The sequence below is a fragment of the Natronococcus sp. genome (genome assembly GCF_047921035.1).
GTDB lineage: Archaea > Halobacteriota > Halobacteria > Halobacteriales > Natrialbaceae > Natronococcus.
In genome coordinates this window covers 1-25403 of record NZ_JBLRWX010000019.1, presented here as the reverse complement: position 1 = coordinate 25403, position 25403 = coordinate 1, and the positions used below count along the sequence as shown (strand labels likewise).

The window sequence follows — 25403 nt, the reverse complement described above, 5'->3', positions numbered from 1 at the left end:
CGCCCTCGCTGGTGCTCGGTCGGCCGCCAGCGCGCGCCACCGCATGTGGAGTGCCCGGTTCCCTCGAGCCCGTCCCGTGGGTTCTCCGCCTGTCGATCCGGCCGATCGGACCCCGGCTCCAGGTCCCTCGAGCCCTCACTCGAGCGCGTCGGCGATCCGGTCCGCGCAGCCGACGTCGGGTTTCGCGTAGGCGCAGTGGTCGCCGACGTCGTCGGTGACGTCCACGTCGACGTAGTTCTCGGGTAGCGAGCACCCGTCGCGGAACCAGCCGCCGCCGCAGTCGCTGCCGGCACAGCCCAGGCCGCTCGAGAACGACTGCAGATCGTAGCCGTAGCAGACGCTGGCGTCGTTCCCGGAGTGGTAGTTGTACACCGCCTCTGCCCCGCGTTCGACCCCACAGCCGTACGCGCCGGCCGTACAGACCGAGTCGTCGTCGGCCGCAGTGCCGAGCAGCGAGACGGTTTCGACGCGGCTCTCGAGGGCGGCCAGCGTCTCGAGGCACGCGCGACCGCCAAGCGAGTGGCCGACCAGGTGGACCGTCGCGCCGTCGGCCTCGTCCTCGAGCCAGCCGGCCAGGCGCTCGCCGACCGTCTCGGTGGTGTTCTCGGCGCGCCAGTAGTTGCGGGTGTCTGCCTCCCAGGTCGCCGCGACGACGGGTTGGTCGGAGCCGTTTTGCTCGAGGGCCTCCCGGAGGGTGTAGGCCTGGTCCGTGCTCGTCTCGCGGCCGAGCCAGCCGTGGACGAAGACGACGAACTCCTCGCCAACATCCTCGAGGTTCTCGGCGGTCGGCTCCGCCTCGGTGAGGTCGATCTCCGGGTAGTCGGCGGGCGCCTCGAGCCAGTCGTCACAACCGGTGAGTTCGCTCGCGGCGGCCGGCCTCGACGCGGCGCCCAGTCCCGTCGCTCCCGCGGCCGCACCCGCCGTGGCGCCGAGTAGCTGCCGTCGGCTAACGGGCACCGGCTCCTCCTCGCCTCTCCCGCTGTCGTCGGCTCTCGAGTGTCGGTCGCTCATGAATACCTTGTCGTTCGAATCGCAACTCGAGCGAGGATTCGCGACGAGCGCGGGTACGTTCCGTGCAGGCACGCTCCGGGACGCTCCGCTCTCACGAGAGGACCAGCAGCGCCGTCGAGCCGTCGTCCTCCCAGCCGGCGTCGGTGGTCGCGAACAGCCGCCCGTCGGCCGCGGTGACGAAGCCGACGTTGCCGTCGGTCTCGCGTTCGAACCGTTGCTCGCCGACGCGGAGCGAGCGGAACCCGACCCCGCCGTCGATGTCGATCGCGCGGAGGCGGTCGTCCCCGACGTAGACCGTGTCGCCGACGACGATCGGCGGACCGGAGCCGCCCCGCTCGAGGTCGACGCGCCACCGTTCGCCGCCACTCGACGGCGCCCCACCGAGTAACGTTGTACAGCTCGCCGCCCCGCGTCGCCACGTACAGGGAGTCGGCGTACTTCGCGAGCGCGTACCGCGGAGCCCCGAGCAGCTCTTGCTCCCAGAGGTGGTCGCCGGTTTCGGCCTCGAGCGCGTGGACGGCGTTGCCGCCGGCGGCGTAGATTCGGCCGTCGTCCGTCTCCGAGAGCGTCACCGACCCGGTGCCGATCGGGGACTCGAACTCGTGGCCCCACTCCACCTCGCCGGTCTCGAGGTCGCGGGCAGTCAGCGTACTCACTTCCTGAACGTAGACCGTACCGTCGACGACGGTCGGCGCGCCGTCGGTGACGGTCCTCGAGTTCCCGAGGTCGGCGCCGGGCGTCGACCACGCGTAGTCGTCGTCGCTGCCGGGCTCGGTGTCGGTACTCCCGAGACAGCCCGAAAGCGCCGCGGTGCCGGCAACCCCGATTCCCAGAATGACGTCTCGTCTCGGTCGCATTCGGTTCGACTCGCCGCCGTCCCGGAATGAGCTTTGTGCCCCGAGAGGAGGCGGGCCGTCGGCTCGAGCGGACTCGAGTCGTTTTTCGCCCTCGTCGGTACTCGGAGCGATCGCTCGAGGACGTTCAATAGAACGCGTCCTGACGGAGTCCAGCGCGAGTGAAACGAGCGTTGGGCACGTCAGGACCGAACGCAAGAGCGGGCGCTGAACAACGTGAAGCGCCCGCGATAAGTGAGCGTCCTGACGGAGATTTGAACACGGGAAGACGGTCGCTCCCTCCGCTCGCGCTGCGACTTCCCTGCTCAAATCTCCGTATCGGAGTTTCGTCGACACCAGCCGCTCGCTTCGCTCGCGGTTTGGTGTCGACAGAAACGTCCTGACGGAGATTTGAACTCCGGTCCCTGGCTCCGCAAGCCAAGAGGATAGTCCACTACCCTATCAGGACTCATCTCTACGTACCGCCGTCGACATTAAAGCCCTTTCGAAAGTCGGACGCTGGACGGCGGTTCCTGGCGTGTGAGTGACAGGCGAGCCGGCGCAGGTTTATCACCGAAGGCGGGGCCAACGGTCGTATGCACTCCCTGGCCGGATCTCCCTCGAGACAGCCCCGATCGCAGCCGGCGTGGGCCTCGTTCCCCCGGAGCCGTCGAATGAGCAATTCTTATGCGCGGGCTACTCATGCACGAACATAGAATGAGCGACATCGAGGGCGTGTACGAGGACCTCGAGGCGGACGTTTCTCTCGAGGAGTTTCGCGAGGCCGTCGAGGAGAAAGTCGAGCAGATGGGCGGGCTCGCCGACGAGGAGACGGCGGCGATGCTCATCGCCCACGAGATCGGCGAGAGCGAGGTCGGCGGCGTCGCCGACGTCGAGCCCGGGATGGAGGAGGCGAAGTTCGTCGCGAAGGTGATCGACATCGGCGAGCTGCGAACCTTCGAGCGCGACGGCGAGGACGAGGACGGCCGCGTCGTCAACGTCGAGGTCGCCGACGAGACGGGCTCGATCCGGGCGGCGTTCTGGGACGAACACGCCGAGGCGACCCTCGAGGAACTCGAGGAGGGCCAGGTGTTACGGATCAAGGGTCGCCCGAAGGAGGGCTTCTCGGGCGTCGAGGTCAGCGTCGACGAGGTCGAACCCGATCCCGACACCGACATCGACGTCCAGGTCTCGGATACCCACACCGTGGAGGCGCTGTCGCTCGGCCTCTCGAGTGTGAACCTCGTCGGCGTCGTCCTCGACACCGACACCGTGCGCACCTTCGACCGCGACGACGGTTCGGAGGGAAAAGTTGCGAACCTCGTCGTCGGCGACTCGACCGGTCGCATCCGGGTGACGATGTGGGACGAACGCGCCGAGCAGGTGACGGAGTTCGAGGCCGGCGACACCGTCGAGGTCGTCGACGGCTACGTCCGCGAGCGGGACGGCTCGCTCGAGCTTCACGTCGGCAACCGGGGCGCGCTCGAGGCCGTCGACGCCGACGTGGAGTACGTTCCCGAGAGCGTGCCGATCGAGGACGTCGAGATCGGCCAGACGGTCGACATCGCGGGCGTCGTTCGCTCGGCGGACCCCAAACGCACCTTCGACCGCGACGACGGCTCGGAGGGCCAGGTTCGAAACGTTCGAGTACAGGACGCGACCGGCGATATCCGAGTCGCGCTCTGGGGCTCGAAGGCCGACACCGACCTCGGCCCGGGTGACGAGGTCGCGCTGGCCGACGTCGAGATCCAGGACGGCTGGCAGGACGACCTCGAGGCGAGCGCGGGCTGGCAGTCGACGGTGACGGTGCTGGATTCGGAGGCCGGAACGAGCACAGAAGGGGACGACGACGGCACGGACGGCGACGGGAACGCGGGCCTGTCGTCGTTCGCGGAGGGTGGCGACGGAGCGTCGACCACGGCGGACGAATCGGCGGCCGACGACGACGACGAGACGGGCTCGGAGGAGCCTGAACCCGGCGAGGAGATCGAGTTCACCGGCGTCGTCGTCCAGGCCGGAGATCCGGTCGTGCTCGACGACGGCGAGACGACCATGAGCGTCGCCACGGACGCCAGCGTCGGGCTCGGCGAGGAGATCACCGCCCGCGGCGTCGTCCGGGACGGTCGACTCGAGGCGAGCGACGTGTTCTGAGCCGGCGAAAAACGCCGAATCACGAGGAAAAGCGTTAAGGGAGTTAACTCCGGCTATCATGATATGAACGTCGAACTCCCGTTCGCGCCGGTCGATACGATCATCCGGCGGAACGCGGGTGAACTTCGGGTGAGCGCCGACGCATCGGCGGAGCTCGCAAAGCGCATCCAGGAGCGCGGGAGCGAACTCGCGACCGAGGCTGCCGAGCGGGCGAACGCCGACGGGCGCAAGACGCTGATGGCCCAGGACTTCGAGGTCGAGACCGTCGTCGACAAGGACGACCTCGAGCTGCCGGTCGCACCCGTCGACCGCATCGCGCGCCTCGAGATCGACACCCGGTACCGGGTCTCGATGGACGCCCGGATCGCGCTGGCGGACATCCTCGAGGATTACGCCGACAACGTCGCCCAGGCCGCGGCGGTTCTCGCTCGCCACGCCGACCGGCGAACGATCACCGACGATGACATCGAGACGTACTTCTCGCTGTTCGAGTGAGATGCAGTTTGGTTACAGCGAGGTCTGTCTCGCACACGATCCCGGCGCGCGCCACCCCGAGGCACCGGACCGGCTGCGCGCGATCCGCGAACGGCTGAAGCGCAAACACGGCGTCGAGTACGTCGAGGGCGATCCCGTCGGTATCGACGTGATGGACGGGGTCCACGAACGGGACTACCTCGAGTCGGTCAGGGAGTTCTGTGCCGATGGCGGGGGTAACTGGGATCCGGACACGACCGCTGTCGAGGAGACCTGGGACGCGGTGAGACACAGCGCCGGGCTCGCCTGCTGGGCTGCGGAGGCGGCGCTGGACGGCGCCGACGGCCGGAAGACGCCGTTCTCGATCGGCCGGCCGCCGGGTCACCACGCCGTCTACGACGACGCGATGGGGTTCTGTTTCGCCAACAACGTCGCCGTCGCCGCCCAGTACGCACTCGAGACGCGGGACGTCGATCGGGTCGCGATCGTCGACTGGGACGTCCACCACGGCAACGGCACGCAGGACATCTTCTACGACCGCGAGGACGTCTTCTTCGCGTCGATCCACGAAGAGGGGCTGTATCCCGGTACCGGGCAGGTCGAGGAGACGGGGGAGGGCGACGGTGAGGGAACGACGATGAACGTCCCGATGCCCGCCGGCACGGACGACCGGGACTACCTCGACGCCGTCGAGGGTCCCGTCTCGAGCGCGCTCGAGGCGTACGATCCCGACCTTCTGCTGGTCAGCGCCGGGTTCGACGCCCACCGACACGATCCGATCTCGCGGATCAGGCTCTCGACGGAGGCCTACGCCCTGCTGACCGATCGGCTCCGCGGCGTCGCCGACCGGACAGACGCGGCGCTGGCGTTCGTCCTCGAGGGCGGGTACAGCCTCGACGTGCTGGCCGATAGCGTCGCCCTCGTTCACGAGACGTTCGACGGCCGGGAGCCGATCGAACCGGACGGCGATCGGAGCCAAGAGGCGGTCGAACTGTTCGAGCGGGTCGCCGACGCCCACGACCTCGAGCTGGAGCTGGACTAAGCGCTCGAGCGGTATCGACTTCTCAGGGCCGCGGGTCGAAGTACGCGCCGAGCTGCCGGTCGAACTCGGGGAGCAGGGCCGCCGTTTCCTCCTCGACGAGTACGTCGTACCCCTCCTCGAGGGCCGTCTCGACGTGCGCGCCGAGTCCGACGTCGAACAGGCGGTCGCTCTCGAGGTACGCTCGAGCGGTCGTGCAGTCCCGTTTTCGCTCCGCGACGTAGCGGTCGCCGTCGATGAACGGCCCGTAGACATCCGGGTCGTCGGCGTAGGCGTCGTAGAACCCCTCGGCGTGATCGCGGACGTGGACCGGCGGCCCGAGGTGGCGTTCGACCGCCGGCCGTTCGGCGACGGCCAGTTCGGCGAAGACGGCGGCCGTCTCGTCGGCGAACGTCTGTGCTCTGAGGACGTCGAATCCGTGGTCGTCGAGCCCGCCGACGATCCCCTCGAGGGACTTCTGAAGTTGTGGGTAGAGCTGATCGTCGACGAGGTCGGGCGCCTCGAACCGGACCGCGACGGCGGTCGTCTCCCGATCCGCGAGCCGGTCGCGAAGCGCCGCGGCCGTCAGCGCCTCGGGCTCGCGGGGCTCGAAGAGATCGACCGATGGCGCGGCGAGGAACTCGCGGGCGTAGTGTTGGAGCCGGGCGACGTTTTCGGCGGAGCAGACGGCAGCGACGTTGCGCTCGGGGTCGGTTGGGTCGATGACGATTAGCGGATCCGAAAACGACTCGCGGCCGTGGTCCTCGGGATCGAGTTCGACCGGGGGCTGCCAGTCGGCCGCGGTCTCGAGCAGCGGTCGGAAGCCGCCGTACTCGACGACGAGCAACTCGGTGAGGTAGCCGCTGAACCCGCTGGTCCGAAGGTCGCTTCCGTAGGCGCCGATCCCCTTCAGGAACTGCTTGGCGAGGCGCACGTCGGCCGCCAGCTCCTCGTCGAGGCGCTCCTCGAGGTAGCGGTTGTGAAACGGGGTTCGATCGACCGCCGAGCGGATCTCGGTCGCCGACTCGAGGCGAAAGCACGGGACGACGTCGACGTCGAACCCCTCGACCTCGCCTTTGACGTAGGGGTGTTCGGCGTACTCCTCGTGACCGTCGGTCACCGTCTCGTGGCCCACCTCGAGGCCGTACTCCTCGAGGGTCTCGCGGTCGAGTTCCGGCGGGAAGCGGACGAAGACGTCGATGTCGCGGTCGCCGCTGATCCACGTCTCCCGTGCCGACGAGCCGACCTGCAGCACGTCCGCGCCGGAAGCCAGTTCGGTCGCCGCGTCCTCGGCTCGTTCGGCGAGCGTCTCCGCAACTGCGCGCAGCCGCGCTCGCTCGTCGGGATCCGGATCGATTCGGTCTCGTACTCGAGAGAGTACCGACTCGAGGTCGTCGTTCGCTCCGTCCGGCCCGCCGTCGCGGTCGGCCTCGTCCTCGCTCATCACGTCGGGGTACTCGAGCGGTGCGTGAAAGCGTGTCGAACTCCGGGAGGGGAAAACGAAAGCCCTATCAAACCTACCCGATTACCTGATGATGAGCCGAAGTAGCTCAGATGGTAGAGCACCTCGCTGTTAACGAGGTTGTCCCAGGTTCGAGTCCTGGCTTCGGCGTCCGACAAATTTCTTCGAAATTTTCGGGCTGACTGGGACGCGAAGCGTTCCAGCCCTGCTGATTTTCGAGCAATCACACGCGAGGAGCGGTAGCTCTGAGCGTATCCAGCGAGAAAATAAGCGAAACAAGCAGGACTCGAGGACGCGAGTCGCAGCCCGGAAGCGCAACCGAACGAAGTGAGGTGAGCACCCCGGAACGTCTCGCACCTGTTCGAGTCCTGGCTTCGGCGTCCGACGAATTTCTTCGAAACTTTCGGGCTAACTGGGATGCGAAGCGGTCCAGTCCTGCTGTTCTCCGAACGTTACTCGAGAGGAGCGACAGCTCCGAGTGAACGCTCACCTCGAGCGTGGCGCCTCCGCGTCCGGGTCGTCGTCCTCGCCGGTGCCGAAGAACGCCGACAGCAGACACCAGTTCCCTCGCCGGAGGTGCTGGTGGAGCGTCGAGGAGGAGATGCCGATCGACTCGGCCAGCTCCTCGGCCGTGATCTTCCGGGGCCAGTCGTAGTAGCCGGCGAAGTACGCCGACTCGAGGGCTGCGCGCTGCTTGTCGGTCAGCTGATCGCCGACGGATTCCCGGAAGCTGTCGGCGGTCGTCACCGAGCGCTCGCGTTCGCGTTTGGCGACGAGCTCGAGGCCGTCGAACTCCCCGTCGAACGTCGCGACGACGTCGCGGACGTCGGCGCTCTGTGGGGCCTCGATGACGACCGTCCCCTCGCCGTCCTCGGCGACTGCCGAGCGGACCGCCGTCCCGGACTCGAGCGCGAGCTGGATCATCGAGTTCTCGGTGACCGTCTGGAGGACGAACCCGTCGTGGCGCTCCGAGACCGCGCGGGCGCTTTCGATCTCGGGCGCCGCTTCGGCGGCCTCGAGGACGGTCGCCGGCTCGACGCCCGAAACTCGGTGGTAGAGCATTACGCGACCGTTCTCGAGGGGGATCGCGCGCCGGAACTCGCAGCGACAGTCGTGCTCGGCCGTGAGCCGGACGTAGAAGACGGTCGGGTCGCGCAGCGAGAACTCGAGTTCGATGATCGAGTCGGCAAGCAGCAGCTCCCGGCTCTTGAGGGCGTTCTTGGCGAAACCGACGATCCTCCCGAGGGACTCGAACCCCGCGATGGCGTCCTCGGTGAAGACGTCGTCGCGGACGCTGTTGAGGACGAGCACCCCGACGGGCTGCTCTCCGTACAGCAACGGCACCGCGGCGATCGCCTCGACGTCCCTGGCGGGCTCGTCGTCGACCCCGCGGCTCTCCGTGATCTGATACTGCCGGACGACGTGAACGTCACTGGTCTCGATCGCCCGCTCGACGGTGCCCCCGGCGATCGAGCCGAGTCGGGTCTTCGTCACGGTCTCGAGGTAGCCGTCTTCGACGCCGGCGGCGACGGGCGATCCGATCCGATCGTCGACTCCCTCGACGCGGCCGATCCAGGCGCTCCGGTAGAGGTCCGACGCGACCAGCTGCTCGCAGATCATTCGATCCAGTTCCTCGCGGGTCGTCGCCGCCACCAGCCCGGTGACGAGGTCGTTGTTGACCGCGTTGATCCGGTTCAGCGTCTCGAGCTGGTCGCGCTGCTGGCGGAGTTCCCGCTCCTGGGTGCGCAGGAGCTGGGTCCGCTCGGCCCGGGTTAGCGCCGCGCCGATCCCCATCGCCAGCATCTCCGTGAGGTGCAGGTCGCTGCCGTCGAGGCTCTCGTCTACCCCTGCGAGCACCGTGAGAACGCCGTGGGCCCCGATCGGGACGTGGATACTCGAGTGTTCGAACAGTCCCGGATCGGTCCGTTCCTGCTCGTCGATTACGTTCCGCACCGGCTCCCGGTTCCTGAACGCGCGCCCGGCCAGCGTCGCCTCGAGATCGTAGGCGGTTCGCACCTCCAGCAGCTCCCCGGCGCCGTCGGTCATCGCGACGCACTCGAGCTGGTTCGTCTCCGGTTCGAAGAGTCGGACGCAGGCGATCTCGAACTCGAGGACGGTCTCGACGGCCTCGGCGCCCGTTCGGGCGATATCCGTCGCGGTCTCGGCACACATCAGCTCGCGGGCGACGTCGTTGAGCGACTCGAGCCGTCGCTCCCAGGATTTCCGATCGGTGACGTCGCGCACGACGCAGACGATCCCGTCCTCGAGCGCGGTAAGGGAGTGCTCCTGGTGGAAGCGGGTGCCGTCAGCGCGCCGTCCGACGGCCTCGCCGCGCCAGTGGCCCGCCTCCAGTACGGCGGGAATGGCGTCCCGCTCGAACCGCTCGACTTCCTCGTCGGGAAACAGCGTTCGCCAGGACGAGCCGACGAGTTCGTCGACGTCGTAGCCGTGCAGGTCGGCGAGCGCGGGGTTTACGTAGCGAAGTTCGCCGGACTCGTCCGAGATCCCCATCCCGTCGGTCGCCGCCTCCATCGCCGCCGACCGGTGCCGGATCGCGTCCTCGGCGTCGAGGCGGTCGAACGCGGCCTGGATCGTCGACGCCAGGATCCCGACCAGGTTTCGAAGCGAGTCGTCGATCGTCTCGCCGTCGGTCGAGCCGACGGTCAGGAGCCCCGTTTCGCCCAGCGGGACGACGAGTCGCTCCTCGAGTCTGATCTCCGGATGTGCGGATCGGTCGACGGCGTGGTAGGTCTCGACGAGCCTGGCATCGCCCTCGCGGAAGACGTCCATCTCGATCGTCCCCGGCGGGATCGGCGCGATGTCGGCTGCGGCGCCGTCGTCGACGGCCGACGATCGCACCGACCTGCTGGCGGCCAGCGGTTCGAGCACCTCCTCGTCGGCGTCGAACCGCCACACCGCGGCGTAGGACCGACCGAGTACCGTCTGGAGGAGCTCGACGGCGATCCGCCCGACGTCGCCCCTCGTCGTGGCCGCGTGGAGTTTCCGACTCGCGTCGTAGAGCGCCTCGAGCCGGCTCTCGTCGACGTCGCGCTCCGTTCGTGCTTCGGATCCGGAGTCCGAGCGGCGGCCGTCGATCTCGATCCTCGTCGGCGGGCGGTCGCGGCTCGGTCGTCGGGTCGGAGCCGGTTCGGAGTCCGTCCGAACGACGACCGTGAGGTAGCGCTCCCCGTCGATGTTGACCGTCGCTGCGGCCAACTCTACCGGAATCGGGCGACCGGTGCTGTGGACGAGTTCGCAGTCGATACGGTCGCGGGCCCGTCCGGTCTCGGTCGGCGGCGCTGGTTCGAGGATCCGCTCGAGCGGGCTCGCCCCGCCGTCCGGAAAGAGACGGTCGATCGATCCCTCGAGGAGTTCCTCGGCGTCGTAGCCGAGCAGTTCGGGCACGTGCGAACTCGTAAAGACGATCGTGCCGTCGGTGTCGAGGACGACGAGCCCGTCGGCGCCGGTTTCCACGACATCCCTGAAGAGCGGATCGTCGACGGCCGAGGGAAGCTTTGTTGTCATGTGTCTCTATAAGGTCGCCGTGGCGCATAACTGTACACCAATAGACAAATCCTCTGCACATTCCAGTACTGTTTGGTAACTCGAGTGGAGGATCTCCGATTGAGGAGGGTTGGTGTCACCGTCACGGCTCCTCCTCGTTCGTTTCGGCGACGATGCGAACGTCGTCTCCGCCCTCGAGGACGTACCGCTCCGGATCGATTGGTTCACCGTTTACGGTCACCGAGACGGTCGTTCCGTCGTCGTCCTCGCCGTACCCGTGGAAGTGGAAGCAGCCGTCCCGCTCGAGGTGCTGCGGATCGTCGAAGTCGACGACCGCGCCGTCGTACTCGAGATGGATGTCGCCGTGGAGGTGTGTCGGGCTATCCGCGTCGGGTTGCTGTACCGCCGCGGAAACGACGGACGTTCGTCGGCCTCGCCGGAGGAAGCCTCCTCGCGTTCGCGGGCTGTACGGGGACCTGCACGGAGACGGATTCGGGTGCCGACGGAAGCGACGACAAGCGAGCGCGGACGAGGAGGTCCAACGCGGCGAGTTCGCCTACGAACTCCCGCGCGGACGGGCGGTCTCGTCGCCGGCGGTCGGCGCCGAGACTTCGGAGGCGTTCGGAGCCGACGGCGAGCAGTACGACGGAGCGATGGCCTACCACCTCGAGCGCGATCGGGCGGAGCTCTACTGGCTGCTCGAGCCGCCGGAGTGGGAGGGTGAGAAGGCGTTCTGGCGGCTCCGATAGCTGGAACTCCGCGATCGAACCGCGACCGAAAAATCCGGCTCGCTACATCCGGGGACTGTGCCTGCTCACTTGCAGTTCGTCCGCGCCGTCTGTCTCGTAGGTCGCCATCATCAGCCCGACGACCTCCGGGTTCGACGGCTCGTAGCCGAGCTGTTCCTCCATTCGGTGTTTGATTTCCTCGAATCGGTCGCTCTTCGATCCGTACAGTTTGATGTGTGATGTCATTGCTCTCTCTCTCGGTTCGATCGGTGGGCCGACGGGCCGCCTCGGTCGGTGGCTCGGAGCGGGACGGTCGGGAGTGTCCGCTCGTTCGATCGCCGACTACTCGAACGCCCCGAACGGCAAAGAACGAGCGGCCTATGTAGTCGGACGTTCCCCAACCGACGCCCTTCGGTACCGTCGTCGGTCGCCGTCTCCCATCCGTCGTCGCCATCAGTGAGCCCTCGGAGAGCCGGTCAGTCGTCGGCGAACAGCACCGTCAGGAGCTTTCGCTGCGCGGCGTGGAGGTGGTGATTGAACGTCGGCTGAGCGATGCCCAGTACGGCGGCGACCTCCGCTCCGCTGCTCTCGCGGGGCGTCTCGTAGTAGCCGCTCGCGTACGCGGTTCGCAACACCTCCCACTGTCGGTCGGTGAGCCGGCGCTCGACCTCCGCCAGGAACTCGAACCGCGTTCGGGGGCGCCGATCCGCGTGACGGCGACGGAGAAGCTTCGCACCGGGAAACGAAGCCGAAATCGCGTCGACGACCCGTCGGACGTCAGCGTCGCCCGGCAGTTCGGCGACGACGCTGATGCCGTCGGGATCGCCCTCCATCGACCGGACGGCGGCGCCGTACTCGAGCAGCTGCGAGACGATGCTGTCCCGGGTGAACGTACACGCGAATAGCCGCGCGTCGTCTCGCTCGGTGACGAGCGACGTCTCGGTCACCTCCGGCGCCCGGCTCGCGAGTTCGAGGACGCGCTCGACGGACGTTCCCTCGACCGTGAACAGTCCGCGAATCAAGCCGTCGCCCCGACCGACGACGCTCTCGAGTTCGACCCGACCGTCGGCTTCGGCGGCCAGCCGGACGAACGAAAGATCGGCGTCCTGAAACCGGAACTCCAGCTCGACGACGTCGGTCGTCTCCAGCAGCGAGCGAGCGACCTCGAGGGCGTGAATCGCGTGGCCGATCCGTTTTCCGATCGCCTCGAGGGCGCGTCGCTCCTCGGTCCCGAACGCGCCGTGACGGGCGCCGTAGACCGCCAGCCCGCCGTACCGGAGCTCCGCGTAGCCGATCGGGACGCTCAGAGCCGACCGGTACCCTCGTCTGGTCGCCTCGCGCCGCCACCGCTCCGGACGGTCGCCGGCCAGGAGCCGCTCGCGTCGCTGCGGCGTTCCCGTTCGGACCGTGGCGGCCATCGGCTCCTGTTCGTCGAGCGGGGCGGTCACGTCGATCGAGACGCTGTTGAGGTAGCTCCGCTCGACGCCGGCCCACGACCGGGGTTCGATCGTCTCGCCGGCGGCGTCGTACGCGCCGATCCAGGCGAACGCGATCCGTTCGTGATCGACCAGTCGATCGCACACCGCCGCTTCGAGGTCCGCCCGCGAGGCGGCAGTGGCGACCGCGCCGTCGATCCGACGCTCGAGGGCGGTGCTGGCTCCGAGTCGCTCGAGGCGTCCCGCCTGTGCGTCGATCGCGTCGTCGCGGGTCGCCAGTCGTCTGTCGATCTCGCGTCGTTCTAGCGCCGTCCGGGCGATCGACGCGGCGATCGCGAGCGCCTCGAGAACGTCGCCGGTGCCGTCGATCGCCGCGACGAGGATCCCGTGTGCTCCCAGCGGGAGAACGACGCCGCGAGCGAGCGCAGGCTCCGATACCGCCCCGCTGGGCTCCGGCGTGACCTCGCGGACGAACGCCCGCTCGCGGTCGACGAACGCCTCCCAGGCCGGTCCCCCCTCGAGTGTCGCCGCCGGCTGACCGTCGCCCTCGTCGAACGTTCCGGCGCGTCCGGAGCGCTCGAGTGCGTCCTCGCGCTCGTCGTACAGGTAGCCCGTCGCGGCCGAGACACCGGGAATTCCGACGAGCGCATCGACGGTTCGGCGGGTAACGTCCCGAGGCGACTCGCCGCGACGAACCTCGGTCGGGAGCGCGACGACGGTCGTCCGCGCCGCGTCCGCCCGATCGCGCTCGAGGCGGGCGCCGAGCAGCGACGTCACGCCCCGGACGAATGCCATCTCGGCGGCTGAGAAGTCCCGATGCACCGCCGTGTAGACCCCGAGGAACCCCCACGGTCGGTTGGCGGCGGTCGTTCCGACGGGTGCCTCGAGACCGTCCTCGATCGCGTGTTCGCTCAACAACGGTGACCGGGCGGAACGGTCGTCGATACCCCGATCGAGAACGGTGACGGCGTCGCCGGATCGACGCGTTCGGCTCGGGTGCGATGCGATCGTCGACCGATCGAGGAGTCGGTCGACACCGTCCCGCCAGCCTACGCCGGCTCGGAGGACAACGGTGTCGGGACGCGATTCGAACAGGCCACAGCAGTCGGCGCCGAGCGCGTCCGCGACCGCGGTCGGGACGCGCTCGAAGAACGCGTTCGAATCGGACTCCTCGCGGAGTGTCCTCGAGAGCTCCGCGAGCGCACGCTGTCGGCGCGCCTCCCGCTCGATCGGAACGCCTCCCCTGTCGGTTCCGCTGAGATCCAGCACACTACACAGGTAGGTTCCCGGCTCGGTCGCGGTCACCGATCGCTGCACGGGTATCGCGCGGCCGTCCGTCCGTACGCCGAGCGCGTCGTCGACCGTCGATCCGCGACGATCGATAGCCTCACGGACGGTCTCGGCCGTCTGCGGGCCCCGGTCGGCCGGAAACAAGTCGGACCATGATTCCCCGAGCAGCGCGTCCGGATCGTGGCCGTACAGGTCCGCGAACAGCTCGCTGACCTCGATCACGCGCAGTCGGTCGTCGAACAGGCAGCTCCCGCCTGCCGCCGGGAGTGGTCCCTCGTCGTCGCCGTCGTCACCCGGTGTGATCCCGAGATCCCGCTCGTCGACCAGCGACGCGATACGCGACGCGAGCCACCGCCCTCGCGTCGCGTCCTCCTTTCGAAGGACGTCGGTCGCGCCCGCTGCCCGTGCCCGGTCGACGGTCGCGTCGCCTGGCGTGCGGACGAGCAAGACGACGGGGAGGTCGGGCCGACGCTCGCGGACGGCCTCGAGCAGTTCGACGCCGTCCCGTCCGGGGAGGTCGGTGTCGGTCACGAGACAGTCGAACCCGCCGTCGTCGAGCCGCTCGAGGGCGTCGCTCGCCTTCGTCGCCGTCGTCACGTCTATCGGCCCGCTCGCCTCGAGCGCGCTCGCCGTCGTCGCGGCCGCCTCGCGGTCCGGATCGACGTAGAGCAGTCGAACGGGGCGACTCGACTGCGGGCTCGTGTGCGGTACCATTGTTCGTTTTCGTCGTGCGGGCGGTCCTCGCTCGAGGACTCTCGCAGCGATCGGCCGTTTCGCGAGAACGGGATCGCCGCTCCCCGCGGGCGAGCGACGATCCGCGGGCGCTGGCTCGAGCCGGAACCGTCCGAACTCCGTCGGAACGGAGTCTGTACTAGACGTGGATTTCACCGGCAGGCTCGAGAAAGGAGGGCCTTCGATCGTTGAACGGCGGGACCGACGTGGCTAGCCCGGCCGCCACCGCCCGACGTCGAGGACCGGTCGCCGATCCCGTCGAACCCGCGTTGGTCGAGCCGGACAGGATACTCGGTAGTGGCGACGGCAGCTACCGTCGCCGACGCGTTACCCGCCGACGCACTACCGACGTACGTGCCGTACTACTGGTCGATGGCGCCGCAGGCTGGAGGCTACTCATTCAGTTACCCCGTTTTCCCGCCCGCGGCGCTACTATCGAGTAGAGCCCAACGATGACGACAGACCGACACACCGACGCGAATCCGGCCGCCGGAGCGGACGAACTCCCGACTGCGATCGCCGCGGCGATCCGGGAGTTCACTGAGCGACGAACCGCCGGGTCGGACCGTGGGGACGGGCTCCCGGCTCTCGTCGAACCCGCCCGTCCATCGACACTCGGCGGGGATGCGCCCCGTCTCGAGGAAGCCCGTCCGCTCTCGGAGCCCGTACCCGGCGTCGTCTTCCTCTGTTCCGTGGACGCGTTCTCGACCCCCGTCCGAAACGAGGCGGCGGTGCGCTCGCGCTCGACGTTCGCCGCGTCGGCCCAGCGACTCGTCTCCGAGGCGGGTCGGAACGGCGTCGACGTCCGCGGTAGCTGGTCGTTGCGCACCGAGGAGACGTTTCCCGACTTCGAACTCGAGATCCTCGAGGTCGAGAAACCCGTTCGGGGCGACGACTCGTCGTCGGCCACCCGCGAGTGAGTTATGGATCAGACTCCGCTTCCGAGCCCTCTATCGTCGACGACATCTTCGACGGGGAGCAGAAGACGGTTTTCGAGAATAAACAACTCGTCGACTCGAATACGATCGTCGATCACAACCGGATCTACGGCCGAGACGAACAACTGGCGGCCGAGGCCCGGGCGTTTCGTGACACGCTCGACGGCGAACGTCCCCCGGATCTCTTGCTCTACGGTCCGAGCGGCACCGGAAAGAGCCTCACCGTGAAAGCGGTCGCCGAGAAGGTCAAAGACCGCGCCGTGCAGAATAGTATCGAGTTCGACTTCGTCGCAGTCAACTTCAAAACGATGGAGTCACACTCGCTGGACCGCGCCGTCTGGAAGCTCGGCCACCAAACCGCCAAGAAACCGTCAACAGCCACATCAACAAAGCGGGAACGTACGGCGTCCTCGAGAGCGAGCGAACGAGCGACGGCTTCAAAAGCGGGGTTCACCTCGTGTTTGCGTTCACCGAACCGGTCGATGCCGTTCTCGAGACACTCGAGGCCGACGACGTATTCGACGAGATCGAACTGTCCACCGCTCGATCAATCGCGCGCCAGTCTCTCCGCGACACGTGATCTACAGCGAAGGCGGGCGAGTGCCTCGAGATCGTTCGGAAGCCGGAGTCTACCGGTAACTCTCGACTACTCGGACCTGGGTCGATAGGGATAGCTGCGCCCTCGAGCCGGGGCTATCCAAACAGCTACCACCGCTTTGTAGGTCGCTCCAAATGCACCGAATAGCGACGAATCGGGTCGGATGGCGAAGAAACGACGACGATCGGCCCGTACGAGCGGATCCGTCGAATCGACCGACGGTCCGCTCGTCGGGAACGATCGATGGAGACCAGCGTCCATGAGACTACCGAACCGAGCGACGCGTCGGCCTCGCGACCGCCGATCGATGGCCGCCTCCGGCGCTCGAGCCCCTCTCGCCGCGACCGCATCGGCGCCGACGGCCTCGAGCGACGCGGTCCTGACCGCGGCCGTCTGTATCGTCGCGGTCCCGGGGCGTCTCGGGACCGGCTCCGTTTCCACTCCACTGCACACTGAACGATGATCCACACCAACTTCTCGCGTCGAGACGTTCTCAGAACGCTGGTAAGCACCCTGGTCGCCGGCTCCGGTATCGGAGCGGTCGCGGGAGACGATGCCGACGACGACTGCCACCGGTACGTCGTCGGAACGTCGCCGGACGCCTCGACCAGATCGATCTCGAGCGACGCCGTCGCGGTCCACCGAACGCTCTCGTTCGGCTCGGTCGGCGGCGCGACGGTCTGTACGTGTACCGACGACGTGGCCGCCGAGTACGAGACGCGAAGCGACGTGCGGTACGTCGTTCCCGACTACCGACGACGCGCGATCGGTCCCGCCGCCGTCTCGAGCGGGCGAGCGAACGCCGCGCTCGAGCCCGATCCGGGCGAGGAGCAGGTCGTCCCCTGGGGGATCGAACGGCTCGGGGTCGACTCCCTGCCGGCGAAGACCGACTCGAGGCGCGAAGCGAGTATCGCCGTTCTGGACACCGGGATCGACCCGGGCCACGAGAGCCTCGAGGTCGACGACGGCGCCTCGTTCGTCGACTGCGAGGACGGCTGCGACGACGACTGGGAGGACGACGGCGCCCACGGCACCCACATCGCCGGGACGGCGGCGGCCGCCGACAACGACGTCGGCGTCGTCGGGGTCACGCCCGACGCCGAGCTGTGCGCCGTCAAGGTACTCGACGGCGACGGCGGCGGGCGCGACTCCGAGATCGCCGCGGGCATCGAGTGGTGTGCCGACGAGGGCCTCGAGGTCCTCACACTGAGTTTAGGCGGGCCCGAGCCGGGACCGATCCTCGAGGACGCGATCACCTACGCCTACGAGAACGGGACCCTCGTCTTCGCGGCCGCCGGCAACGCCGGCCCCGACGAGGGTACCGTCGACTACCCCGCCGCGTACGACGCCTGCATCGCCGTCGGCGCGACCGACTCCCGGGACGAGATCGCGGACTTCTCCGCCCGCGGGGACGGGATCGAGCTGGTCGCCCCCGGCGTCGATATCGTGTCGACGACTCCGGGCGACGACTACGAGACGATGGACGGGACGTCGATGGCCGTCCCGCACGTCGCGGGGCTCGCGGCGCGGCTGCTCGAAGCCGGCGTTCCCCACGCCGAGAACACCGACGACCCGGACGATCCGGGCGGCGTCCGCGGGATCCTCCGGGAGACCGCCGAGGACCTGGGCGTCGACGAGACCGAACAGGGGTACGGACTGGTCGATGCCACGAGCGCTCTCGAGGCGATCGAGACCGCGGCCACGGAAGGGGCGACGGCGGTACGGGCGTCGAGGGCGACGCTCACGGGAGCGGTCCGCTCGCTCGAGGACGACGAGACGGGCGACGGCTTCTTCGAGTGGCGACCGGCCGACGGGGACGACTGGTCCGAGACCGATTCGCAGACCGTCGCCGAGGACGAGACGTTCGAGGCGACCGTCGACGGGCTCGAGTCCGAAACCGAGTACGAGTTCCGGGCCGTCGTCGAGTCGGGATCCGGAAGCGAGACCGGCGAGAGCGTGACGTTCACGACCGGTATCGACTCGCTGACGGTCGACACCGACGACGCGAGCGCCGTCGACCACGGCTCGGTACACTGTGTCGGCTCCCTCGAGGGGGTCGCCGACGCCGACGCCCTTGAGGCGGGGTTCCAGTGGCGGGCGGCCGACGGCGACGACGATTCCTGGACGGACACCGACCGCACCGACCGAGCGGGCATCGGCGAGTTCGAGGAGGAGCTGTCGGGGCTCGAGCCCGAGACCGCCTACGACGTTCGCGCCGTCGCGTCGGACGACGACGACACTGCGACGGGCGACATCGTCTCCGTCGAGACCGATCCCGAGCCCGGCGTCCCCGAACTCGAGGCGTTCGAGGTGTCGGACAACAGCTCGCAGAACTCGGTCGACGCGTCGGTTCAGTGGACGGTTACCGACCGGGACGACGACCTGGCGGAGATCACCTCCGAGCTGCGCTACGCCGACGACGAGGAGGTGCTCCACAGCGCGACCTCCGAACTCGAGGGCGGAGAGGAGAGCGGCACGCATACGCTCAGAAACACCGATCGAATCGAGGGGGCCGGCGAGGAGTACGAGATCACAATCAGGGCGACCGACGGCGAGGACAACGCGGTCGACGCGAGCGAGCAGGTGACCCTCGACGAGCGGTCCCCGGCGCCCTCGATCGACTCCTTCGAGGTCGAGGCGACCGACTTCCTCGGGACGCCCGCCGCCGACGTCGAGTGGGCCGTTTCGGACGAGGGCGGCGAGCTCTGGGATCTCGAGCTCGAGTTGCGCCTCGCGGACGACGACGAGGTGCTCGACGACGCGAGTTCGATGGCCAGGGGGGAAGAGGACGCCGGAGACCACCGCCTCACCGGGGCCGACGACGGTGCGGGCCGGGAGCACGAGGTCACGATCACGATCACCGACTACTTCGAGCAGACCACGACCGAGACCAAGCGGGTGACGCTCGACGTGTGAGGCGCTGACGGAGACGGTACCGTCTCGGTACCGGACGGACTCCGATCGACGACGACCGACGTCCGTCGGCCCGTCGGGTCCAACGGCGTTGGTAGCGGGCTAAAGCGGCCGGAGCGAGTAGGAGAAGTAGATGATTCGACTCGACGACGCGACCGCGGGTGTGGACGAGAGCACGGCCGAAGGGCGGCGCCGACCGGACTGCTCGAGTGCCGACTCCCGTTCTCGTCGACTCCGATCCCGGGAGGTGGGTCGGCGTGAGTGCTGACGGTCGACCGGACGAGAGCCGTACCGGAGGGCCGAACCTCGATACGTCGGCTCGATCCCGTCGATCCGCGACCGACGCGACGGATCCGTCGCTCTCCCGGGGTCGAACCGAGGGTGCGAGCGAGCCGCCGACGGGATCGAGGAACCTCGGCGGGCGCTGCCCTCGTTGTCGGGAACGTCTCGAGAGTCGGCTCAAGGTTCGGTACGACGACGAGCCGAGCGCCAGGCTCCTCCTCGAGGGGTACTGTCGAAGCTGTACGTACTACGCCGAGAGCGGGGCGGTCGCGTTCGCCATGAACGAAGTCCGGCTCTGAGTCCGCATCGGCCCACGGTACCGATCGACGGGCGGAGACGCCACTACAGCGCCGAATACGCGTCCTCATTCGAGTTCGCCGAGCGAAAGGGCGTACGTCGAACTGATCCACGCCTCGGAGCGGTTCTCGTCGTAGATGACGGTCTCGTCGTCCCGGGTGTTGTAGGTCCCGATCGCGGAGGAGGGGCCGGGAGGCTCGGGATCGGCGTCGGCGGATGGGGGGTTGGACGGTGACATAGGTTCGGTTCCTCGGTTTCCTACATGAACCCACGCGCCAGCGGGAAAAGAAACCGAAGCCGAAACACCTCTTCGTCGGCGACCGAACCACGTTGACCGCTCGCGTTCGCCGAATCCGCGCTCTTCCCGTCCGACCTCACCCGTCGGCCGAACGATCGTGTCCGTTCAGCGGGACGAGCGAGTAGTCGACGCGTTCGACGTCTTCGATCGCCCGCAGTTTCTCGACGAACGAGGAAATCGCGTCGATTTCGGCCTCGAGCACGAACAGATCGAGACAGTAGTCGGCGACGTGGCTGTGGTCGTTCGCCACAACCGCGTCGTCGAACTCGTGGCGAAGTTCCGCGACGCGGCGCTCGATACTCGGCGTTCCGAAATCGTAACGCACGGTGACGGTTCCCACGAGGGGTACCTCCTCGAATCGGTCGTCTTTGAACTCCTCGAGTAACGACCGCGTGCTCTCCCGGACGACCTCGCTTCGACCCGAGTACTCGTGGGCCGACGCGTGGGCGTCGAGTCGCTCGAGCAGTTCCTCGGGCATCGAGAGACTGACGACTGGTATATACTAAAGTAGATAACCAAATTAATAGAATTTGTTATTCTACACCGCACCGAAATATAATAACTAACATTAACAAGACCTCAGTCCGTATTCACAATCCGTCTATGAGCAAAGAACGCATCCCGGTGACCGTGCTGAGCGGCAGCCTCGGAGCCGGCAAGACGACCGTACTCAACCACGTACTAACCGCGGATCACGGCCTCGACGTCGCCGTCGTCGTCAACGATATGGGCGACGTCAACGTCGACGCCGAGCACGTTACCCAGCAGTCGGACCTGGGCGGCGAGGAGGAGGTCATCGAGATGTCCAACGGCTGTATCTGCTGTCGGCTCCGCGGGGACATGCTCGACGAGGTCGGCAGGTTGGCCGACGAGCGGGAGTTCGACTACCTGCTGGTCGAATCCTCGGGGATCTCGGAGCCGATCCCGGTCGCTCAGACGTTTGCCATGGGGTTCGAGGAGGCCGAGTTCGACCCGACCGACACGTACGAACTCGACACGATGGTGACGGTCGCGAACGCCCACAGTTTCTGGGAGTCGTTCGATTCCGGAGCGGCGCTGGCGACCGAGACGCCCGCCGGCGAGTCGGGACGGGTTCCCGAGAGCGTCCTACTGGATCAGATCGAGTTCTGCGACGTCCTCCTGCTCAACAAGTGCGATCTCGTCCCTGACGACGCGCTCGAGGAGATCGAGACCGTCCTCGAGCGGCTCCAGCCGCGCGCAAAGCGCATTCGCACGGAGTTCGGCGAGGTCGATCCCGACGAACTCCTCGGAACGGGTCGATTCGATTTTCGGGTCGCCTCGAACTCGGCGGACTGGAAACGCGAGCTCCAGCACGACCACCACCACGACCCCCAGGAGGAACACGGCGTCACTTCGTTCGTCTACGAGCGCGATCGGCCGTTCCATCCCGAGCGCATCGCCCAGCTGCTCTCGGAGCTACCTGACGAGCTGATCCGCGCGAAGGGCTTTTTCTGGAGCGCCGGCCGAGAGGACGTCGCGATGGGTGTCGACAAGGCCGGAACCTCCGTTTCATCGGTCGAGAGTTCGACGACGAGACGCTGATCGAGCGACTCGACGACTGCGTGCTCACCGATTCGGAGATGGACGACGACTGGTCGACCTACGCCGATCCGTTCGAACCGGAAGAACGACGTGAGCTCGCGCTCGCCAACGAGTAATGGCCGTTCCGGTTACCATCCTCTGTGGCGAGCTCGGCGCCGGGAAGACGACGCTGCTCTCGAGGCTGCTCGAGACCGCGGACAGCGAGATCGCCGTCCTGGTCAACGACGTCGGCGAGGTCAACGTCGACGCCGATCTCGTGGAAGCGCGCACCGACCTCGAGACCGGCGACGAGGTCGTCGCCCTCGAGAACGGCTGTATCTGCTGTAGCCTCGGGGGCGAGCTCTCGAGGGCCGTGATTCGACTCTGGAAGGAACACGAGTTCGACCACCTCGTGGTCGAGGCGTCGGGCGTCGGCGAACCCGAACCGATCGCCCGACAGTTCGTTCGCGGTCCAGCGGGCGGTCCCTACGACCTCGAGGCCGTCGTCACCGTCGTCGACGCCAGGCGGTTCCACGATCGGTTCGCCGACGGTGATGACGTGCCGGTCCAGCAGGGAGTCGGCGAGGAGGGAACGCGTCCTCTTTCGGATCTGGTCCTCGAGCAGGTGGAGTTTTGCGACCTGCTCGTGGTCAACAAGTGCGACCTCGTCGACGACGAAGAACGCGAGCGGGTCCTCGCCCTGCTCGAGGCGCTCCAGCCGCGTGCCGAGATCATGACGACCGAGTACGGCGACCTCGAGCCCGACGTATTGCTCGGAAGCGAGCGCTTCGAACTCGAGACGGTCCGGGATTCGGCGGGCTGGAAGCGCCAGATCGAGGCCGACGCCGCCGCGAGCGAGCACGATCACGACGATTACGACGAGGAGCACGCTCACGATCACGACACCGAAGGCGAACACGATCACGGCGACGGGGACATCCACGACCACGCCCACCCCCCAGAACGGTACGGGATCGAGGTCGAGGGCTACCACCGCCGTCGGCCGTTCCACCCCGAGCGATTCGCCGAGCTACTGCGGTCACTCCCCGACGGGCTCGTTCGCGCGAAGGGACTCACGTGGATCGCCGGCCGCGAAGACCAGGCGATCACGATGAGCACTGCCGGCTCCGAAACCACGCTCGAGGTCACCGGCCGCTGGATCGCCAGCTTCTCCGAGCAACGTCAGGAGACGTACCGCCAGGGCCAGCCCGACCTCGCGTGGGACGACGAGCACGGCGACCGGGAGATCCGACTGGCGCTCATCGGCCGCAGCGTCAACTGGGACGCACTCGAGTCCCGGCTCGACGACTGCCTGCTGACCGACGCCGAGATGGACGGCGACTGGACCGGCTACGAGAACCCCGCCCCCACCGCGATGGGTGAGACGGTGACGGTCTCGAGTGCCAACGGCCCGGGGGGATCGTCCCGATGAGCTCGCCGCTTCGGGGACAGGAGTTATCGCCCTCCGGTATGGAGGTAGGCGTATGACGACCGACCGAGCAGACCGACGGAGCACCGACGACCACGGCCACGACGTCATCGACCCGCTGTACGTCGGGATCGTCACGGTCTCGAGCTCCCGCGCCGCCGAGGCCGACGCCGACCCCGACGACCCGGGCGGTGACACGATTCAGGAGTGTTTCGAGGCCGAGGGCCACGAGGTCCGAGAGCGCGTGCTGGTTCGGGACGACTACTCCGCGATCCGCACCGCGGTTCGGGGACTCGTCGCCCGGCAGGATATCGACGTTGTCTGCACGACCGGCGGCACCGGCGTCACGGCGGACGATGTCTCTCCCGAGGCGACTGCTTCGCTGTTCGAGCGCGAACTGCCGGGCTTCGGCGAACTCTTTCGGTCGCTGTCCTGGGACGAGGTCGGCACTCGAGCGATGGCTTCGCGGGCGACCGCGGGGATCGCCGTCGACACGCCGATCTTCTGTCTCCCCGGGAGCACGGGTGCCTGTAGTACGGCCTGCGAGGAGCTGATCGTCCCCGAAACGCCCCACCTCGCAGGGCTGGCGACGCGCCACCGCGCGGGCACGACCGAGCAGACGCTCGCGGACTACGACGAGTAGCGCCTCGAGAACCGGCAATTGTTATTTCGAAACCCGCGGCTAGCAGCCGTCGGAACGCCTGAACCAGCCTTTATTGGCTCTGCGATCCCAGCCCCGAGTGCTATGTGCCACCACTTCGAATCCGTCGACGAGCTCGACGCCGAGGAGCGGGCGGACGTCCTCGAGTCCCACAGCGACGAAGAGCTCGAAGCCGAGCTGAGCGAGGACGAACTCGAGGCGCTGACCGCGTAGTCGAACCGCCGCTTTTTCGCGGGCAAAACAGACAGCAAGCGTTAACTATTGCGACCGGGTTCGTTCGACTCGAGGGCCCTTAGCTCAGTCTGGTTAGAGCGCTCGGCTCATAACCGAGTGGTCGATGGTTCGAATCCGTCAGGGCCCATGGCTTGAGAAAAATGGCGTAGGATCGCCTCTAATGGCCAAAATAGGTACTTATTCTATATCGAGCCTCTTCGGCCTGACGGGACCATCCAAAATGTGCGGGGTTCTGAGCCAGCCGAATTCGGGACGGTGACACGTGCATGATTTACTGACTTCGATTCTGAGAAACTGGATCTACTCTCAAGAATCAATGAGCTTCTGAACTGATTGTTTGCTTAGAGACTACACCTTGCTTTGGAGTCGCTCGCGGCGTTCCTCGAACTCTTCATCCGAAATGTCGCCACGGGCATAGGCCGTCCTCAACTCTTCGAGTGCGGTATCACTTTGTTGAGTACTGGACTGGCGAATCGAACTGTACAGGAGGTACCCGATCCCGAGAATCACGAGCAAAGGCACCACTGACATGAGGAGCCACATCCACGTAGCTCCCGTGCCGTTCCACATACTACCGTCCCACATGTGTCCCCACCCCCATACGCCCATAATCGGCATCATCACTACCATCGTGAGGAAGGGCAGAAGCAGGATCGCAGTGATGACGATCAGGACCGTCCGAACCAGTGAATCATCGGTTGCCATACTCTGAGATACGCTGTCCAAGTATGTTAGCTAGCCCCCAAATCCTACGCGGCAGGAAACGTAGTGCGAGCAGACATGATTAGGAAATAACTCTAAAATATAGTGAGTATCTGTTACTCATTCGCTGACGGTGGATTTCGCGGCGATAGTGTTGTACATCCACGAAAAGACGTACAGGACGACGAACGTTATGATCGCCGCCTCCACCATCCCGGTGATGATCCCACCGAGCGTGAGCGAGAAGAACATATGCCATTCCATCATCATTGCGGCCGCTCCTTCGTATAGACCGACGTTAGCGAGTAATCCGAGCAATAGCATGACTGCTGCCGCCATGATCGCTCCTGCGAACGCTAACGCCGGTACGTTGAGATGATCCACGAACGCAGCGTCGGTCTGGGAAGCGGTTGTCGTTGCCATGATTCACCTGGGGGGTTCCATCAGGAATCTCCCCAATCTAAGCTAGGTTGGCGAAGTGCTTTACTGTATTCCAAATTCTCGCACTAGATGGTCAAATAGCACGACTTTCCAGAAAAATACAAATATTCAATCAATAGGATAGATTTCAATATAATTACCCACTATCGCTAGCAGATTTCAACGATCTTTGGAGATGGCGATACGTTCTGGAAAGGCTATGTAGGGTGATAGTGCACTGCGAGATCTAAGAAAAACAAGGATATAGCGCTATTTGGTTCCGTTTCTTCGAATCTCAGAGGTAGATTATCCTTGGCTACGAATGACACTTCCCGTACAACCAGATGTGTTCTATCACGACATCTAATAAGTTCTATTTTAGAGATAGAAGCAACGAATTCGGTTCGCTGTGAGCGCTATGCTTGCAGTAAGTTCTCGGATTATGAATTC

20 protein-coding genes, 3 tRNA genes and 3 pseudogenes are annotated in these 25403 nt (G+C 66.7%); 14 read left to right on the top strand and 12 right to left on the bottom strand.

The features are described 5' to 3' along the window. Positions 1-135: 135 nt before the first annotated feature. From ACNA7R_RS06015 to ACNA7R_RS06000, 4 genes and pseudogenes are all read right to left on the bottom strand, one after another. Positions 136-1011, bottom strand: coding sequence for an esterase/lipase family protein (locus ACNA7R_RS06015; RefSeq protein WP_416282649.1), 876 nt, complete (start codon positions 1009-1011; stop codon positions 136-138). Positions 1012-1102: 91 nt separating this feature from the next. Then, a complete protein-coding gene (locus tag ACNA7R_RS06010; protein ID WP_416282670.1) occupies positions 1103-1324 on the bottom strand; it encodes a hypothetical protein in 222 nt (73 codons plus the stop codon). Between the two features lie 64 nt (positions 1325-1388). Further along, positions 1389-1868: pseudogene (locus ACNA7R_RS06005) on the bottom strand (PQQ-binding-like beta-propeller repeat protein); the annotation flags it as partial. Between the two features lie 372 nt (positions 1869-2240). Continuing rightward, positions 2241-2313: transfer RNA gene (locus ACNA7R_RS06000), tRNA-Arg, on the bottom strand. A 248-nt stretch (positions 2314-2561) separates the two neighbouring features. Between ACNA7R_RS06000 and ACNA7R_RS05995 the strand changes: the two genes are divergently transcribed. The 3 genes from ACNA7R_RS05995 to ACNA7R_RS05985 all read left to right on the top strand — a co-directional run bounded on the left by ACNA7R_RS05995 (position 2562) and on the right by ACNA7R_RS05985 (position 5511). Then, complete coding sequence (locus ACNA7R_RS05995; RefSeq protein WP_416282648.1) at positions 2562-3995, top strand: single-stranded DNA binding protein; 1434 nt, start codon at positions 2562-2564, stop codon at positions 3993-3995. Between the two features lie 63 nt (positions 3996-4058). Next, on the top strand, positions 4059-4490 hold the full coding sequence (locus ACNA7R_RS05990) for a histone (protein WP_416282647.1): 432 nt from the start codon (positions 4059-4061) through the stop codon (positions 4488-4490). 1 nt (position 4491) lies between these two features. Next, positions 4492-5511 (top strand): histone deacetylase family protein, encoded by a 1020-nt coding sequence (locus tag ACNA7R_RS05985; RefSeq protein ID WP_416282646.1) that lies wholly within the window; start codon positions 4492-4494, stop codon positions 5509-5511. 22 nt (positions 5512-5533) lie between these two features. On the opposite strand, the gene cca is transcribed toward ACNA7R_RS05985, so the two are convergent. Then, positions 5534-6931 carry a CCA tRNA nucleotidyltransferase gene (gene cca / locus ACNA7R_RS05980; RefSeq protein ID WP_416282645.1) on the bottom strand — a complete coding sequence of 466 codons (1398 nt, stop codon included), beginning with the start codon at positions 6929-6931 and terminating at the stop codon, positions 5534-5536. 95 nt (positions 6932-7026) lie between these two features. On the opposite strand from cca, the gene ACNA7R_RS05975 reads away from it, so the two are divergent. Next, positions 7027-7099, top strand: a tRNA-Asn gene (locus tag ACNA7R_RS05975). Between the two features lie 336 nt (positions 7100-7435). On the opposite strand, the gene ACNA7R_RS05970 is transcribed toward ACNA7R_RS05975, so the two are convergent. Beyond that, positions 7436-10474, bottom strand: coding sequence for a bacterio-opsin activator domain-containing protein (locus ACNA7R_RS05970; protein ID WP_416282644.1), 3039 nt, complete (start codon positions 10472-10474; stop codon positions 7436-7438). A 335-nt stretch (positions 10475-10809) separates the two neighbouring features. Here ACNA7R_RS05970 and ACNA7R_RS05965 point away from each other — a divergent pair, with 335 nt between their 5' ends. Further along, on the top strand, positions 10810-11202 hold the full coding sequence (locus ACNA7R_RS05965; protein ID WP_416282643.1) for a hypothetical protein: 393 nt from the start codon (positions 10810-10812) through the stop codon (positions 11200-11202). Between the two features lie 42 nt (positions 11203-11244). Here ACNA7R_RS05965 and ACNA7R_RS05960 read toward each other — a convergent pair whose 3' ends face one another. Together ACNA7R_RS05960 and ACNA7R_RS05955 are read right to left on the bottom strand one after the other, a co-directional pair. Continuing rightward, complete coding sequence (locus ACNA7R_RS05960; RefSeq protein ID WP_416282642.1) at positions 11245-11427, bottom strand: hypothetical protein; 183 nt, start codon at positions 11425-11427, stop codon at positions 11245-11247. A 230-nt stretch (positions 11428-11657) separates the two neighbouring features. Then, the gene (locus ACNA7R_RS05955; RefSeq protein ID WP_416282641.1) at positions 11658-14621 is read right to left on the bottom strand and encodes a bacterio-opsin activator domain-containing protein; all 2964 of its coding nucleotides are present in this window, start codon (positions 14619-14621) and stop codon (positions 11658-11660) included. Between the two features lie 470 nt (positions 14622-15091). Here ACNA7R_RS05955 and ACNA7R_RS05950 point away from each other — a divergent pair, with 470 nt between their 5' ends. From ACNA7R_RS05950 to ACNA7R_RS05935, 4 genes and pseudogenes are all read left to right on the top strand, one after another. After that, the gene (locus ACNA7R_RS05950) at positions 15092-15559 is read left to right on the top strand and encodes a hypothetical protein (protein ID WP_416282640.1); all 468 of its coding nucleotides are present in this window, start codon (positions 15092-15094) and stop codon (positions 15557-15559) included. Further along, positions 15556-16157: pseudogene (locus tag ACNA7R_RS05945) on the top strand (AAA family ATPase). The gene ACNA7R_RS05950 and the pseudogene ACNA7R_RS05945 overlap by 4 nt, the downstream one beginning before the upstream one ends. A 477-nt stretch (positions 16158-16634) precedes the next feature. Further along, a complete protein-coding gene (locus ACNA7R_RS05940) occupies positions 16635-19091 on the top strand; it encodes a S8 family serine peptidase (RefSeq protein ID WP_416282639.1) in 2457 nt (818 codons plus the stop codon). 254 nt (positions 19092-19345) lie between these two features. Continuing rightward, a complete protein-coding gene (locus ACNA7R_RS05935; RefSeq protein ID WP_416282638.1) occupies positions 19346-19669 on the top strand; it encodes a hypothetical protein in 324 nt (107 codons plus the stop codon). A gap of 65 nt (positions 19670-19734) precedes the next feature. Here the strand turns inward: ACNA7R_RS05935 and ACNA7R_RS05930 are convergent, their stop codons facing one another. Both ACNA7R_RS05930 and ACNA7R_RS05925 read right to left on the bottom strand, forming a co-directional pair. After that, positions 19735-19905, bottom strand: coding sequence for a hypothetical protein (locus ACNA7R_RS05930; protein ID WP_416282637.1), 171 nt, complete (start codon positions 19903-19905; stop codon positions 19735-19737). 136 nt (positions 19906-20041) lie between these two features. Continuing rightward, positions 20042-20443: a CopG family ribbon-helix-helix protein gene (locus tag ACNA7R_RS05925; RefSeq protein WP_416282636.1), complete on the bottom strand. Its 402-nt coding sequence runs from the start codon at positions 20441-20443 to the stop codon at positions 20042-20044. Between the two features lie 125 nt (positions 20444-20568). On the opposite strand from ACNA7R_RS05925, the pseudogene ACNA7R_RS05920 reads away from it, so the two are divergent. From ACNA7R_RS05920 to ACNA7R_RS05900, 5 genes and pseudogenes are all read left to right on the top strand, one after another. Continuing rightward, positions 20569-21644 (top strand): annotated as a pseudogene (locus ACNA7R_RS05920) (CobW family GTP-binding protein). Beyond that, positions 21644-22939: a CobW family GTP-binding protein gene (locus ACNA7R_RS05915; RefSeq protein WP_416282635.1), complete on the top strand. Its 1296-nt coding sequence runs from the start codon at positions 21644-21646 to the stop codon at positions 22937-22939. Before ACNA7R_RS05920 ends, ACNA7R_RS05915 begins: the two are co-directional and overlap by 1 nt. Positions 22940-22991: 52 nt before the next feature. Beyond that, the gene (locus ACNA7R_RS05910) at positions 22992-23579 is read left to right on the top strand and encodes a MogA/MoaB family molybdenum cofactor biosynthesis protein (protein ID WP_416282634.1); all 588 of its coding nucleotides are present in this window, start codon (positions 22992-22994) and stop codon (positions 23577-23579) included. A 102-nt stretch (positions 23580-23681) separates the two neighbouring features. After that, positions 23682-23810: a hypothetical protein gene (locus ACNA7R_RS05905; protein ID WP_015319602.1), complete on the top strand. Its 129-nt coding sequence runs from the start codon at positions 23682-23684 to the stop codon at positions 23808-23810. Between the two features lie 73 nt (positions 23811-23883). Continuing rightward, positions 23884-23958, top strand: a tRNA-Ile gene (locus tag ACNA7R_RS05900). A gap of 221 nt (positions 23959-24179) precedes the next feature. On the opposite strand, the gene ACNA7R_RS05895 is transcribed toward ACNA7R_RS05900, so the two are convergent. Further along, the gene (locus ACNA7R_RS05895; protein ID WP_416282632.1) at positions 24180-24536 is read right to left on the bottom strand and encodes an SHOCT domain-containing protein; all 357 of its coding nucleotides are present in this window, start codon (positions 24534-24536) and stop codon (positions 24180-24182) included. A 117-nt stretch (positions 24537-24653) separates the two neighbouring features. Next, entirely contained in the window at positions 24654-24956 is a 303-nt protein-coding gene (locus ACNA7R_RS05890) for a hypothetical protein (protein ID WP_416282631.1), read from the bottom strand. Positions 24957-25403: the final 447 nt, after the last annotated feature.

Excerpts from the sequence above, each read along its gene's own strand:
- ACNA7R_RS06015 (WP_416282649.1), bottom strand. The coding sequence starts at position 1,011 with ATGAGCGACCGACACTCGAGAGCCGACGACAGCGGGAGAGGCGAGGAG.
- ACNA7R_RS05990 (WP_416282647.1), top strand. The coding sequence starts at position 4,059 with ATGAACGTCGAACTCCCGTTCGCGCCGGTCGATACGATCATCCGGCGG.
- ACNA7R_RS05960 (WP_416282642.1), bottom strand. The coding sequence starts at position 11,427 with ATGACATCACACATCAAACTGTACGGATCGAAGAGCGACCGATTCGAG.
- ACNA7R_RS05905 (WP_015319602.1), top strand. The coding sequence starts at position 23,682 with ATGTGCCACCACTTCGAATCCGTCGACGAGCTCGACGCCGAGGAGCGG.
- ACNA7R_RS05985 (WP_416282646.1), top strand. The coding sequence starts at position 4,492 with ATGCAGTTTGGTTACAGCGAGGTCTGTCTCGCACACGATCCCGGCGCG.
- ACNA7R_RS05965 (WP_416282643.1), top strand. The coding sequence starts at position 10,810 with ATGTCGCCGTGGAGGTGTGTCGGGCTATCCGCGTCGGGTTGCTGTACC.
- cca (WP_416282645.1), bottom strand. The coding sequence starts at position 6,931 with ATGAGCGAGGACGAGGCCGACCGCGACGGCGGGCCGGACGGAGCGAAC.
- ACNA7R_RS05915 (WP_416282635.1), top strand. The coding sequence starts at position 21,644 with ATGGCCGTTCCGGTTACCATCCTCTGTGGCGAGCTCGGCGCCGGGAAG.
- ACNA7R_RS05955 (WP_416282641.1), bottom strand. The coding sequence starts at position 14,621 with ATGGTACCGCACACGAGCCCGCAGTCGAGTCGCCCCGTTCGACTGCTC.
- ACNA7R_RS05925 (WP_416282636.1), bottom strand. The coding sequence starts at position 20,443 with ATGCCCGAGGAACTGCTCGAGCGACTCGACGCCCACGCGTCGGCCCAC.
- ACNA7R_RS05940 (WP_416282639.1), top strand. The coding sequence starts at position 16,635 with ATGATCCACACCAACTTCTCGCGTCGAGACGTTCTCAGAACGCTGGTA.
- ACNA7R_RS05895 (WP_416282632.1), bottom strand. The coding sequence starts at position 24,536 with ATGGCAACCGATGATTCACTGGTTCGGACGGTCCTGATCGTCATCACT.
- ACNA7R_RS05995 (WP_416282648.1), top strand. The coding sequence starts at position 2,562 with ATGAGCGACATCGAGGGCGTGTACGAGGACCTCGAGGCGGACGTTTCT.
- ACNA7R_RS05950 (WP_416282640.1), top strand. The coding sequence starts at position 15,092 with ATGACGACAGACCGACACACCGACGCGAATCCGGCCGCCGGAGCGGAC.
- ACNA7R_RS05910 (WP_416282634.1), top strand. The coding sequence starts at position 22,992 with ATGACGACCGACCGAGCAGACCGACGGAGCACCGACGACCACGGCCAC.
- ACNA7R_RS05890 (WP_416282631.1), bottom strand. The coding sequence starts at position 24,956 with ATGGCAACGACAACCGCTTCCCAGACCGACGCTGCGTTCGTGGATCAT.
- ACNA7R_RS05930 (WP_416282637.1), bottom strand. The coding sequence starts at position 19,905 with ATGTCACCGTCCAACCCCCCATCCGCCGACGCCGATCCCGAGCCTCCC.
- ACNA7R_RS05970 (WP_416282644.1), bottom strand. The coding sequence starts at position 10,474 with ATGACAACAAAGCTTCCCTCGGCCGTCGACGATCCGCTCTTCAGGGAT.